A 12,591-nucleotide genomic window follows, 5' to 3' on the forward strand; every position below is an offset into this window, starting at 1 on the left:
CTTGTTGCCACGTGGCAACAAGCAGCCGACAAAAGTGATTTGAAAGGTTTGGAGTAGGCGATGGCAAAGGGTAACCGAGGCTTCGGCAGCAGTTTGACAGAGGGGCTCGACGACGAAATCGACGTCGGCAGCCCCGCGCCATCGGAAAGCATTATGGCGAGCCGTAGCCAGAGCCTTGCAAGAATTGCTGCCGGTAAAGTCGTCACGGATCGCACCGAGTGGGTCAACCCGGCTCGTTGTCGTCCCTGGCGTCTGCACAACCGCGATCTGGACCACTTGAACGAAGAGAGTTGCCGCGATCTCATTGATGCATTCCTCTCCGCTAAGAAGCAGCGCATTCCTGCGATCGTGCGCCGACTCAAGGATGACCCAGACTACGATTTCGAAATTATCGCGGGCGTAAGGCGATGGTGGACCGTTCAATGGCTCCGTGAGCATCATCATCCGGAATATGAATACCTCGTCACGATCCAAAACGTTTCCGACGAGGAAGCGTTCAGGGTTTCGGACATCGAGAACCGGTCGCGCAAAGATATCTCAGACTGGGAGCGGGCGAAGGAGTATTCACGGGCGCTGGAGGAGTTCTACGATTCCAACCAGAGTGAAATGGCAGAGCATCTGAAGATTTCGCGCTCATGGCTCAGCCGCCTGCTCGATGTGGCGCGGTTGCCAGCCGAGATAGTGAATGCCTTTCCCGACACGCATGGCATCACCGTCCGCATCGCAAGAGACATTAAGCCACTCACTTCAGAGAAGCGCACTCTGGACTTGATGGTCGCAGAAAGCAGGGCAATTGTTGCTGAGCGCGACGATCTGGGAACGGCTTTGCCCGCTCCGGAAGTCGCAAAGCGCCTTATTCGGGCAACTGTCGTTCCTGCAAAGCCTGCTGGCGGCGAGGTCGAAGTGAAGGGTGCCGCTGGCAAAGTGATCTTGCGCTATGCCCATTCTGCAAGAAGCGGATATACCTTCAAGGTGCCTGCGCGTAGCGGCGCTTCGGCAACTGAAGTCTTGAAGGCCATCGAGGCTATCCTGACGTCCTGACCTTTTGGGGGGCGTCATCGGGTCCGTTAGTCGCGTCACAAATCGCCTGGGGCGGATCGGTTCGCACTGCCAGGGGAGGGCGGTCTCGTTTGCGAGCGAGGACGAGGCGTCGCGCTTTGCGCTCCAGTTGCTGCGCCGCCGGGCGTCCGCGCCCAAGCGGATCGGGGTGGCGCACCGCGAAGTCTCGTTCTAGCCGCGGGAAGCCCTCAGGAGGCCATTCTGGGGCGTTTGGGGGCCAGCGCATGGTCTCCGGGGCGCAAGGCGGCCAGATCAGCCTTCTCGAGCGCCTGGGCGGCTTGTGAGGCGGTGCGGCGGGTCACGCCGAGCGCTCGCGCCAGTTCGGCGCGGGTGAGGGGACCCAGCCCGCCAATCAGCTGCCACATCGCCGGCGCCTGCGACGAGGCGTAGAGGCCCGCGAGGCATTCTTCCCCGCGCGCAACCATGGCCGTGACGGCGGCTAGGTCCGTGGCGACGTCGCTCGCTGCAGCGCCGATTGAACCCGCCAGCAGGGCGGGGAGGGGGCGTTCGGGCTCGGCGCGGAAGAGGTTGCGCGGGGCGAGCCCGGCAAGCGCCAGCGGCGCCGCGCCCAGCGCGAACAGCTGCGGGCGCATCGCGGCCGCGAGCGAGGCGGCCCAGGCACTCCCGCGCTGCGCGAACCGCTGGAACACGCGGCCCTCGATCAGCACTTCTTCGCTGCCGCCCTCGAGGAAGTCGACTTCGTGCTCACGCAGCTGGTGGAGCCATTCGGTCAGGGCTGCCAGGGGCTCGCGCGCCGGGAGTAGGGCATCGAGCCGGTCCAGCGCCCGGTCGGCGGCCGCAAATGTCGATGAGAAGCTCTCGCGCGCGTCCTTGTGTCAGCCGACATAATAGACCGCAGTTCGTCTAAACGGCGATAAATCAGATACATAGATCATAGTTTCTGCAGGACACTCTGTCCGAGCCCGATTCCACCATCGCGGTAGCAGCCAGATTGAGCTACATTCCCGCGCGCAGGGGAAGTTGTCGTGGAGCCAATCCTATGATTGAGCGAAAGCCTTCTCCTGCGCCCAGACGCAGCCTCAAATCTCTGGAGGCGGGATTGGCCCTTTTCCCGCATTTCCGGGAACACATTTCACAGTCTGGGCCGGTGACGAGCGCTCAGGTCGCAGCAATTTCCGAGGCTACCGGTCTCAAGGAACGGCAGATTCGGACGCTGGCCGCGCGCTACCGGGACCATCCCGTGGCCGAATCGCTTGCGCCGAAGCCGCGAGGGCCGGTTGTTGGCTCACACCGGATAGATCCCGAAGTCAGAGGTGCTATTGACGCACTGATCGATGAGATCGCGCTCAAGATGGTGCCTCCCTCGCGTGCGGAAGCGGCGCGGCAGATTTGGGGACTGCTCCATGCCGACAACGGAGAACATCGGTTTTCCGCCGATCTGATCCCGAGCGAGAAGACCATCGAGCGGCTGCTGGCCGAGATTGCGAGCAGTGTGTGGGCCAAGGCCAGCATGGGCTCCAAGACCCGCAGCGCGCAGGAAGCGCATCCTGGGGAATACCACAGCGATGGTTTCCTCGATCTTGTCCAGATGGACCATACCAGGGGTGACGTCATCCTGGTCGATAGCCTGAGGCGGGAAGAGCTCGGACGGCTGTGGATCACGTTCCTGATTGAAATCTGGACCCGTTCGATTCTCGGCTACTATGTCAGCTTCGGCGATCCCTCGATTTTCCGGTGTGGCAGGGCCGTTGCGAGCGCGCTGCTGCCCAAGCAGCCTGTTCTCGCGCATCTGGGCGTCGATGTCAGCTACCCGATGTTCGGCCTGTTCCGGCGCCTGCATGCCGATCAGGCCAAGCCGCATCGCTCGGAGTCGTTCCGGCGGGCCTGCGTGCGCAATGGCATCGACCCGGATGTCCGCAAACCCGGCCCGGCCCATCTGGGCGGCCATATCGAGCGGCTGATCGGAACAATGGTCGGAAAACTGCGGCTTTTACCGGGTGCGACGGGATCGAACGTGTCGGCACGCGATGGCTACGATGCCGAAGCCGACGCGGCGATGACCCTGGCAGAATTCGAGCGCTGGCTGCTGTGCCAGATCGCGGTTTATCATCACGCGCCGCATTCCGCGCTTGGCGGCCTGTGCCCGGTGCAGGTGTGGGAACGCGAGGCGGCGCGACATGGCCCCTTGCTTCCGGTTTCGTGCAATACTGATGAGCTTTTCCGCCAATTTCTGCCGTCGAAATCGCTGACGGTCCATTCCCGGGGGATCCAGATCAAACACCGCCATTACTGGCACCCGGCGCTTGGCCAGCGAATCGGCCAGAAGATCGAGGTCAGCTGGGACGAGCGGACGATCCAGCATGTCTATGCCGAGCTCGATGGCAGTTTCGTGCAACTGGCGGTTATCGGTCAATATCCCGATGTCTGGGAGGCGGACTGGGAAGCTGCCAGAGCCAGGGTGAGGGCCATGGGCCGGGCTTACCAGGCCGATGGCGGGCGGACGGCGACGGCCCGCGCGATTGCTGCCGCCAACCAGGAAATCCATCAGGCTCGCCTGCGCACCAAGGAGGCCCGGCGCCGGGCGAAACGGCGGGAAGGGGAGGGGACGACGCTCGCGGATCTGCGGTCACCCGAAAGGCCTGAAAAGCCGCCCGTTCAGTGGAGACCGGTCGCGGAACTTGGCGAGGATTCCTGGTTGAAGGTGCAATCGTGAGCACCGCGGCGCTGACGCGATTACCGGTCCAGGCAGCCTCATTCTGGATCGATTTCAAGGAAGCGCGCAACGCCGTCGAAACCATCGTCGAGGTCGCGCATGACGATCCGGAAGAGCGACCGACCTGCATCGTGCTCACAGGCCAGTCCGGCATGGGCAAGACCTCGATCCTGCGCGAAGCGCAGCGGCGTCTGACCGAGGCTTTCCCCGAACCTGCCGATTGGGGCGAAGCCCGCTACCAACCGGTCCTGCGCACGGTCATTCCCTCGAGCCCGACCTCGCTCAAGATCAACCTGGCCCTGCTCTGGCAGCAGGGCTGGCCGATCCGGGCCAACACGCACAAAACCGCCGATTTCAAGGTTGTCGATCTGTTGGCCGCGCAGGGGACGAGGCTGGTCGCGATCGACAATGTCCATGTGATCCTGACCGCGAGCGGGGTCGCGCGGCGCGACACGCTCGATGCCTTGCGCTTCCTGATGAGCGCAGGCAATGTGCCGCTGGTCGTGGCCGGGCTGGATGTCGCCCGTCAGATATTCGCCGACGATGTCGAGCTGGCCTATCGTTCGATCATGCTCAAATTGCCCCTGTGGGAGCCGGGCGAGCCCTCGCAGCGGCTGATCAGGGCACTGGCGCGCGGAATGGGGATGGCGGTGCCCGAGCATCTCGCCGCGCCCGCATTTGCCGAGCGGATTTGGCGCGAAAGCGGCGGGGTAACCGGCAATTTCAAGCGGATCCTGCACTGGTCGGCCAAGGTTGCGAAACGGCACGATCGGGCGCTGGTGACGCATGACGATATCAGCCAGGCCTTGCAGCTCTTTACCCCCTATAGCCCGGATTGAGTGCCGGGATGAGCGCTGGAGCGGGAAGGAGCGAGATAGAGCCGCTGGCCTACCGGGTCAGGCCGATGGCCGGGGAATGCTTCGAATCCTGGCTGCAGCGCCTCGCCGCGCGGCACGAAACGACGCGCAAGGCGCTGTTCGCGCATCTCGGCATCGAGACAGTGCTGGCCGCCTGCGATCTGGCCTCGTCAGCCTATGGCACCGCGCAGCGGCACCGGGTCATGGTCGAGCGGTTGGCCTGGGCGACGGCCCTGCCCGAGAAGGCGATTTCGAGGACTTTGGTGGGCTGCACACGCGGTGACCTGCTGCCGCCGGCGCTGCGCTCGATCGGGTGCCCGCAATGTTGGCTCGACTGGCTGGAAAGCGGCGCGCCGTGGCGGATCGAACGCAACTGGATCCTGCGGGTTGCCCTGCGCTGCGAGCACCACGATCTGCTGCTGACCGACCTTCGCAGCATCGTGGTGCTGGGGCGCACGATGGCGGCGAAGCGGCTGCTGGAGGAGACGGTGGACCGGACAGGCGAGCAGATGGCGCGGTTTACCCTGGTCGCCACGCGCCTCGCCTGGAATCGCGTCATTTCCCGTGCCCACCTGCGCGGCAGTGAGCCCAACTCCTACGCGTTTTCAAGGCGATACATGGCGGCGTTGGTCGGCAACCGGTTTCATTTTGCGCCGTCGCGCCACCTCTTGCTGGCGGCGCTGCACAGCAGCAATGTGGAACAAGCCGAACGGGTGGAGCGACTATTCCGCTTCGATGCGCAGCCGGTGTATAGTCCGGCGAGGCGTGGCTCCAGCGGCTCCGTGCCCGGGCTAGCGGATCTCGCGGCTGCGATCACAGGGGTGGGCCTGCGTCAGCTTGGCCGCAAGCGCCACGTGCTGGAAGTAGCCGGACAGAAGCTTGAGCAGGCCTGGCGGAACTACCCTGCGGTGCATGCGGCGCAAATGCTACGCCGACGGCGCGCGGTGCTGGCGAGCGAGGTGCGCCGCCGCTATGCGGCCGAGATTGTCGGTGCTGCGAAATCCCCGCTGACCTGCTTACGCGGGTTCCAGGATGCGCTGTTTTTCCTGAAACAGTGCGGAATGGCGGATGATGCCGTTCCCCCGGCGACCGGGCGCCCCGATCCTTGGGAGGATTGCCTGGGAAATCCGAGACTGTTGCACGAGCGGTTGAGCCGGCGCTTCGCCCATCCCGCGTTTCGCACTGTTCTCGACCTGCCGGGTCACTCGTTCGATGGCGACGCATTCGAGCGCGCGAGCAGCCGGTCGATGGCGGCCATCGCTGCATCAAATTCGGCGAGGCTTTCGGCCGAGAGCACGGGAGACGGGCCCGGTCCAGGACCGGACTCGCTCGCCTTGCCGTCAGCCAAGCTCGCACGGATCAGAATCTGACCACGATGCCGCTCGATATCGGCAAGACTAGCGGATTTCAGCGATTTGACCAGTTCGCGCACGCCGTTCTTGGACAGGTGCAGCGCGCGTTCGATCTGGCCCGGACGCAAGGGCCCGAACCCGGCGAGCAGGGTGTAGAGCAGGGGCGCGCGCGAATTCGAGCGCAGGGCGGCGAGCGCGCGGGTCATGTGGGAATGGCGCGTCCAGGCCTGTTCGACCAGCTTGGCGAGCCGGTCGGCGCAGGCCGTGAGCGCGTCGGCCACCAGAATGTCGCGCTCGCGCGGCCAGAGCCAGGGCGCCAGTGCCTCGGCGCGCAGCGCGCCGGGGCAGGGGAGGGGGACCATCCCGGGGGTGGCGGCGGATAGGGCCTGGCCTGCCGCAAGATCGATTGCCCAGAGCGGCGGTCTGGCGCGCGGCTGCGCGAAGGCCATCGGCCCGCCCGGAAACTCGAGCAGCCGGTGCTCGGGTTCGGCGGGGGCGAAGTGGGCCGATGCCGCAGCCTGCGTATGGAGGTCGTCGATGGCCGCAAGCGGCCAGGTGCTTTCGCCGTGCTGTTCCGCAACGCTCGCCAGCTGGCCGGCGAGCGCGATCGCCTCGCGCGGCGAGAGCGCGTCAGCGGGGCCGACGATCCCGTGATCTGAGCCGGCTGCCGCCCGCAGTTGCTGCGCGACCCGCGCGACCGGCTCCCAGCGGGCCAGCGACAGTTCGGCGAGGATCGCATCGGCGATTCCCCACGGCCTCGCGAACACGTGCGGGCCTTCTGTTGGCGCTGCGGCTAGGCAGCAAAACCAGAGATCGAACTGCGCGGCGGCACCGGCATGACCCGCCTGGAGCAGGGCTTCACACAGCTGTGCATGAATGACGCTGGCGGCGAGCAGATGGGCGACGCCGGGCTCGAGATGTGCTACCAGCCCCTGCAGTCGGCCCCATGAAAGCGCGGCGCGCGAACGGGCCAGCATGAGCGCTTCGGGCGAGGCGTCTTCGTCCGACTGGAGCGGATGGAATCCGGTAAAATGGGCTTCGAAATTCGCCATTTCAGGAAGTCTAGCAAACAGGACTTAACTGCACCATCCTTGGCATGGTCTTTTTACGCACTAATGATAATGGTATCTTATCGGTAGTGACATTGCCAATTTGCGCGGCTATTCCCGGGAAATGAGCCGCGCAGCGTCGCCAAGGAAAGTCAAAACACTCCCCACCGCTATTGTTCCAGCGGCGAGCGCCGAAATTGTCACGGTGCTCGCCTCGGGCGAAGGCATTCTGCCGCAACGCCGCCGGTCAACGAAGCCGACGCACAAAGAACGCCTTGTCGCGGTCCTCGGATCCTTGCTGGGGGAGGGGACCCAGGTCGCCGAGCTTAACTTCACCACCGCGCTCGCCGCACGCAGCAGCGCGACACTGCGCGCTTTGGCTGCCGATCTTGAATGCTACAGCGGGTTTTGCCTCGATCATCCTCGGCCAGGACTCCCGGCTTCGCCCGAGCGCTTGACCGGGTACATCGGCCATCTCGAGGCCAGGCGGCAAAGTCCTGCAACGATTTCGCGCAAAGTTGCCTCGCTGGGCGCGGTGCACCGTATCCTCGATCTGCCATCGGCGACTGCGGCACCGCTGGTGCGCGATGCCTTGCGCGGCATGCGCAAGCGACAGGGCGTGGCGCAGCGCCAGGCGGGCCCCTTGCGGTTCGGCGCCGAGATCGGCCGCGAGCCAGCCAAAGGCTTGACTCTCACCGCGCTGCTCGATGCCTGTGGCGGCGATCCGCCGGGCTTGCGCGATGCGGCGTTGCTGTCGCTTGGCTATGATGCCGGGCTCAGGGTGTCCGAGCTGGTCGCGGCTACTTGCGAAAGTGTCCAGCTTCAGGACGATGGCTCGGGCCTGCTTCATATCGAGCGATCCAAAACCGACCAGCTGGGGGAGGGGAGCTATGTCTGGGTCTCGCCAGACACCATGCGGCGGATTGCGTTATGGCGCGATGTGAGCGCAATTAGCGCAGGCCCGCTGTTTTGCCGGATCGCCGTGCGGCGACGCAAAGTAGTTCTCGCGCGCCGGGCGCTGACCATGGCCGATCTTGCGCCTAATGCGAAGGTGGACCGGGAGCGAATGGCCGCCGTGCAAGCACGCGATCCCGGAGTCACCTATGCGATCGGGTCGGCAGCGCTCACGCCCACTGCTGTGCGGCATATTATCAAGCGCCGCGCCCGCGCCGCAGCCGATGCGGGTCTGGTGACGCTGATGGGCAAGAAGCTCGATCGCGCTATAGCTGCGCTCAGTACGCATTCGTTGAGGGTCGGGCTGACACAGGATCTATTTGCCAGCGGGGCCGATGCAGGCCCTGTTGCCCAGGCGCTGCGCTGGACATCGACATCGACCGCGCTGCGCTATGGACGCAAGCTCGCCCCTGCCTCGAATGCCGCAGCGGCTATGCTGGGGAAGGTGAGAAGGTGACAAGTGAAGCCGAACGGAAATGTAGCCGTGGCCACTGCAGGTAATTTTGTCGGTCCTTGGGGCGCTTCAAAATCGGCTCGTTGCAGTCAATTCCGTCCGCTCACAGGTGGCGACCGTCATTCGGGCAGGATCGAAGCGCACGGTGACTTCATTCGGGAACTGATCGCCGAGCAGGGCGACATGACCCTGGTCGAGGTTCAGGCGCGGCTGATCGAGCGCGGCACCTTGGTTGGGATCGGCACCGTGCATCGCTTTTTCGTCCGTCACGGGATCACGCGCAAAAAAAGACCGGGCACGCGATCGAGCAAGATCGTCCCGACGTCCTGAGGCAACGCCAGCGCTGGTTCGACGGACAGATCGACCTCGAACCCGAACGCCTCGTTTTCATCGACGAGACCTGGACCGCCACCAACATGACCCGCAGCCACGGCCGTTGCGCCAAGGGTGAGCGGCTGCGGATGGGCTACCCGCATGGTCATCGCAAGACCACCACGCTGGTGGCCGGCCTGCGAATGACCGGCATGGTCGCGCCGATGGTGCTCGATGGTCCGATCAACGGCGACTGGTTCGAAGCCTATGTGGCGCAGGTTTTGGTGCCAGATTTGCGGCCCGGCGACGTCGTCATCATGGACAACCTTTCAAGCCACAAGCGGGCCGCCGTGAAAGAACGGATCGAAGCGGCGGGAGCAACCCTGCGCTTCCTCCCGCCCTACAGCCCCGACTTCAATCCTATAGAAAAAGCATTCTCTCGCCTGAAAGCCATGCTGCGCAAGGCGGGCGAACGAACCGTCAGCGGGCTGTGGGGGCTGATCGGCAGGCTCGTCGACATCTTCCAACCCGCCGAATGCGCAAACTACTTCAGCTCGTGCGGGTATGAACCGGAATGAGTGGAAACCGCTCTAATATGTTCAGCCCGAACCTTGTGCATCCGGCAAACTCATCATGCAGGAAAGCGGACTTGTTGATGCACGCCAGAATGCTTGGCGGTTCAAGCGCCAGCGAGCAAACCGCGGTTGCAACCATTCCGAATGGTTGACCTTCAAGCTCCAGCGTCAGGACGGTCACAGTTGCGGCTAGCCGCCGCATTGCCAGACGAAATTCGGCTTGGTTCGCGCTCGTTGTCATTCCTACATGGTAAGGTCTGGCTTGACTCCGAACGACCAAAGAATACTGAGCCTTCCACCGACTATTTGGCTGTCCACCGCATCAGACTGCTCATCTCATCAATCGTCGCAAGCGACTGCTTCGGTCCGCAATCGGAGTTCGGCAGCCAGGTTTCTCGAAACTCTTGCGAGTACCGATAGGCAGATTGCCACTTCATCTGCCGGAATATCGGCTGACGCCAAGCCATTGATGCTGGTGGCATGATGCATCAGCCTGGTTTCCAGCTCGCGACCGGGCTCTGTCAGCACGATGTTCTGTTTGCGCCGGTCGCCAAGCTGTTGCCTGCGCTCGACCAGACCATCCGCAACCATGCCGTTGATCATTACAACGGTTGTGTTTTCAGCGACATTTGTCCGATCGCTGAGTTGTTTTTGAGTCAGACCGTCCTCTAACCACAAGGCTCGCAGATAATACCAATACCCTGCCTTCAGCCCCTCGCGCGCCAAGACCGAATTGAGCAACCTGTCAAACCTGCGGTGACAGCGCCGGACCTGGTAGCCAAGACTCTCTTCGGGCTGGAGCGTTTGCGGTCTCGGGTTCGGCAACGCGGATTCTCCCAGATCTCAAGATGACGGCCGCGCCGGGTGCGTGACCGTGTACGAAAAAAATGTCGAACACGGCCGCACTATCAATTTTCTACGCGCAAGCGAAGTGGGGCGTGACCACTTTGCCGCGCCTCAGCCGGCCAGATCTTCGACAAGATCTCCCTTGTCCTCCGCCGCGCTCGAAAGTCGGCGTTCCTCATCGGAGACATTGAGAAGGCGCCAGTCGTCGCCCTTGGGCACCATGCCCTCAAAGGACATCAGCTTGGCATGGGGAATGCGCGACTCCCCTGTCCCGATCGCGGGCTCGCCGCGTTCCACGGCTTGGGCCGCACGATACATCAGCGTCCGGAACGTGAAGATAGCCTTGTCGCTCGATCCTAGGCGATCCTCGCTGCGGTCCGCGATCGGACCCATCGATTCCCACATGGCCATGTCCTGTGCCGGAATGCCGTAGATGCCGGTGAAGTCCCCGGCCTTCATCGCGGCGCGATCCTGCAGATAGTTGTTTTCGGCGTTACGGATCTTCTTGAACGTGACCGGCTCGACATCCTGGCCGAGTTCGGCACCGCAGAACTTCCGCCAGGCATCCTGCGAAATCCCTTTCTCGGGGTGCCAGGCAATCCAGTAGAACATGGTGTTCTCGTCATCGACCGGCACCAGCATCTGGCTAAGGTGGTATTGGTCGTTCGACGGAATGTGGACCGTGTAAGGGGCGACAAACAGCGTCATCCGCACATAGTCCTGCTTGTCGGGTTCGACGATCGGCTTGCGGATTGCAACATAACGGAAGCCGAACGGGGTCTTCTGAACCTCGATACGTGGCGCCTTGTCGGCCGATGGGCGCAGCCAGGCGCTGTCGGTCGCGGTCGATCCGCTCACTTCGGTTGCCGTGGGCATGTTGGTGGAATGCAGGCTCGAACTGTGCGCAGAATCGATCGATCCTTCAAGTATCTGAGCCCAGTTGCAGGCTCCATGCATCTTCACGATGCTGATCTTGTCTGCCGGAGCGGCAGTCCAGTTGGGCGGATCGAAAGGCAGCACATTGTCGGTATCACCCATCCAGACCCAGACAAATCCCCCCGCTTCACGAACCGGATAGGCCTTGGTCTTCATCGTCTCGCGCAGCTTGGCGTCGGCGGGCTCGGAGGACATGTCGAGGGCGTTGCCGTTCACGTCGAACTTCCAGCCATGGTAGAGACAGCGCAATCCGCATTCTTCGTTGCGGCCAAAGGCCAGCGAGGCGCGGCGATGCGGGCAAAGTTCGTCGAGTGCGCCGATCCTGCCTTCGCTGTCCCGGAACACCACCATGTTTTCGCCGAGCAAGCGAACGCGCAGTGGAGTGCCGTCGGGTTCGGCGACTTCCTCGATCATGCAGGCCGGAAGCCAATGCTGGCGCATCAGGCGGCCCATCGGGGCATTGCCTTCAACGCGGCAAAGCAGGTCATTCTGTTCAGGTGTCATTGTGTTTCTCCCTAGCGACTTTTCTATGGGGTGGGTCGGTCCTCTCCGGGATTGATCAGGCCGGGCTGTAGTCCAGCCCGATGTCGGCAGCGGGGGCGCTCTGCGTGATCCGCCCGACCGAGACGAAGTCCACGCCGGTCTCCGCGATCTCCCGGATGGTGTCGAGCCTGACGCCGCCGGAAGCTTCGATCGGAACCCTGCCGCCGACGATCTTCACGGCTTCGCGCAGCATCGCGGCAGACATGTTGTCGCACAGCAGCCGCTCCGCCCCCGCCGCCAGCGCGAGTTCGATCTGCTCCAGCAGGTCGACCTCGACCTGGATTTCGAGTTCAGATGCCTTGGCGAGGCCAACTGCCCGTTCGACACCACCGCACAGCGCGATATGATTGTCCTTGATCAGGACTCCATCATCGAGCCGCATGCGGTGATTGGTGGCACCGCCCATGCGGGCTGCATATTTCTCGATGACCCTGAGGCCGGGAATCGTCTTGCGGGTGTCGAGCAAGGTGCATCCGGTTCCGGCGATCTTGTCCGCATATTCGCGGGTGAGCGTGGCTATGCCTGACAGGTGCTGCAGGCTGTTGAGCGCCGATCGTTCGGCCGAAAGCATGGCGCGACCATTGCCCTCCAGGCGCATCAACACGTCTCCCCGTGCGGCGCGTTCGCCGTCGCTCTTCAGAAGTTCGATCTTGATGCCAGGATCCAGCTGGCGGAAAAATGCGACTCCCAGCTCCAGGCCCGCCACCACGATATCCTGTCGGGTAGCGATGACTGCGCTGAGGCGAAGGCCATCTCCAATCGTCAGATTGGTGGTAACGTCGCCGCCGGTGCCCAGATCCTCGGCAAGCACGGCAGTCACGAAGCTCGCGAGTTCCTGGCGACCAAGTCCGGCAACCGTTTCAGGCTTGGACATTGGCCCGATCCTCCGGTTGCTTCGTTTCGAATACTCTGCGCATCGTGTTTCCCTTGTTTCATTGCATGCATGGAGATTGGCTTCGCCGCCGACGGTCAAATTTGGC

11 protein-coding genes and 1 pseudogene are annotated in these 12,591 nt (G+C 63.3%); 7 read left to right on the top strand and 5 right to left on the bottom strand.

All coding sequences use genetic code 11. The annotated features are described in order from the left end of the window. Positions 1-60: 60 nt before the first annotated feature. Together CA833_RS26570 and CA833_RS26575 are read left to right on the top strand one after the other, a co-directional pair. Positions 61-1,041 (top strand): ParB/RepB/Spo0J family partition protein, encoded by a 981-nt coding sequence (locus CA833_RS26570; RefSeq protein WP_011608109.1) that lies wholly within the window; start codon positions 61-63, stop codon positions 1,039-1,041. Positions 1,042-1,045: 4 nt separating this feature from the next. Next, on the top strand, positions 1,046-1,234 hold the full coding sequence (locus tag CA833_RS26575; protein WP_011608110.1) for a WGR domain-containing protein: 189 nt from the start codon (positions 1,046-1,048) through the stop codon (positions 1,232-1,234). Positions 1,235-1,247: 13 nt separating this feature from the next. Here the strand turns inward: CA833_RS26575 and CA833_RS26580 are convergent, their stop codons facing one another. Beyond that, on the bottom strand, positions 1,248-1,709 hold the full coding sequence (locus CA833_RS26580; protein WP_242526631.1) for a helix-turn-helix domain-containing protein: 462 nt from the start codon (positions 1,707-1,709) through the stop codon (positions 1,248-1,250). A 458-nt stretch (positions 1,710-2,167) separates the two neighbouring features. Between CA833_RS26580 and CA833_RS26585 the strand changes: the two genes are divergently transcribed. From CA833_RS26585 to CA833_RS26610, 5 genes and pseudogenes are all read left to right on the top strand, one after another. Continuing rightward, positions 2,168-3,733: a Mu transposase C-terminal domain-containing protein gene (locus CA833_RS26585; RefSeq protein WP_242526632.1), complete on the top strand. Its 1,566-nt coding sequence runs from the start codon at positions 2,168-2,170 to the stop codon at positions 3,731-3,733. Continuing rightward, positions 3,730-4,572: a TniB family NTP-binding protein gene (locus tag CA833_RS26590; protein WP_011608113.1), complete on the top strand. Its 843-nt coding sequence runs from the start codon at positions 3,730-3,732 to the stop codon at positions 4,570-4,572. Before CA833_RS26585 ends, CA833_RS26590 begins: the two co-directional genes overlap by 4 nt. 8 nt (positions 4,573-4,580) lie before the next feature. Further along, the gene (locus tag CA833_RS26595) at positions 4,581-5,960 is read left to right on the top strand and encodes a TniQ family protein (protein WP_011608114.1); all 1,380 of its coding nucleotides are present in this window, start codon (positions 4,581-4,583) and stop codon (positions 5,958-5,960) included. Between the two features lie 1,155 nt (positions 5,961-7,115). Beyond that, positions 7,116-8,402 (top strand): hypothetical protein, encoded by a 1,287-nt coding sequence (locus tag CA833_RS26600; protein ID WP_062345282.1) that lies wholly within the window; start codon positions 7,116-7,118, stop codon positions 8,400-8,402. 105 nt (positions 8,403-8,507) lie between these two features. Then, positions 8,508-9,289: pseudogene (locus CA833_RS26610) on the top strand (IS630 family transposase); the annotation flags it as partial. Here CA833_RS26610 and CA833_RS27360 read toward each other — a convergent pair. From CA833_RS27360 to nadC, 4 genes are all read right to left on the bottom strand, one after another. After that, positions 9,261-9,527 (bottom strand): flavin reductase, encoded by a 267-nt coding sequence (locus CA833_RS27360; protein WP_011608118.1) that lies wholly within the window; start codon positions 9,525-9,527, stop codon positions 9,261-9,263. The pseudogene CA833_RS26610 and the gene CA833_RS27360 sit on opposite strands and share 29 nt — an antisense overlap. 98 nt (positions 9,528-9,625) lie before the next feature. Then, entirely contained in the window at positions 9,626-10,027 is a 402-nt protein-coding gene (locus tag CA833_RS26620; RefSeq protein ID WP_230461519.1) for a MarR family winged helix-turn-helix transcriptional regulator, read from the bottom strand. A 216-nt stretch (positions 10,028-10,243) separates the two neighbouring features. Further along, positions 10,244-11,572 (bottom strand): Rieske 2Fe-2S domain-containing protein, encoded by a 1,329-nt coding sequence (locus CA833_RS26625; protein ID WP_011608120.1) that lies wholly within the window; start codon positions 11,570-11,572, stop codon positions 10,244-10,246. Positions 11,573-11,627: 55 nt separating this feature from the next. After that, positions 11,628-12,485: a carboxylating nicotinate-nucleotide diphosphorylase gene (nadC, locus tag CA833_RS26630; RefSeq protein WP_011608121.1), complete on the bottom strand. Its 858-nt coding sequence runs from the start codon at positions 12,483-12,485 to the stop codon at positions 11,628-11,630. Positions 12,486-12,591 lie beyond the last annotated feature (106 nt).

This window comes from Novosphingobium sp. KA1 (genome assembly GCF_017309955.1).
Lineage (GTDB): Bacteria > Pseudomonadota > Alphaproteobacteria > Sphingomonadales > Sphingomonadaceae > Novosphingobium.

Coding starts and splice junctions, on each gene's coding strand:
- nadC (WP_011608121.1), bottom strand. CDS start 12,485: ATGTCCAAGCCTGAAACGGTTGCCGGACTTGGTCGCCAGGAACTCGCG.
- CA833_RS26595 (WP_011608114.1), top strand. CDS start 4,581: ATGAGCGCTGGAGCGGGAAGGAGCGAGATAGAGCCGCTGGCCTACCGG.
- CA833_RS27360 (WP_011608118.1), bottom strand. CDS start 9,527: ATGACAACGAGCGCGAACCAAGCCGAATTTCGTCTGGCAATGCGGCGG.
- CA833_RS26600 (WP_062345282.1), top strand. CDS start 7,116: ATGAGCCGCGCAGCGTCGCCAAGGAAAGTCAAAACACTCCCCACCGCT.
- CA833_RS26625 (WP_011608120.1), bottom strand. CDS start 11,572: ATGACACCTGAACAGAATGACCTGCTTTGCCGCGTTGAAGGCAATGCC.
- CA833_RS26570 (WP_011608109.1), top strand. CDS start 61: ATGGCAAAGGGTAACCGAGGCTTCGGCAGCAGTTTGACAGAGGGGCTC.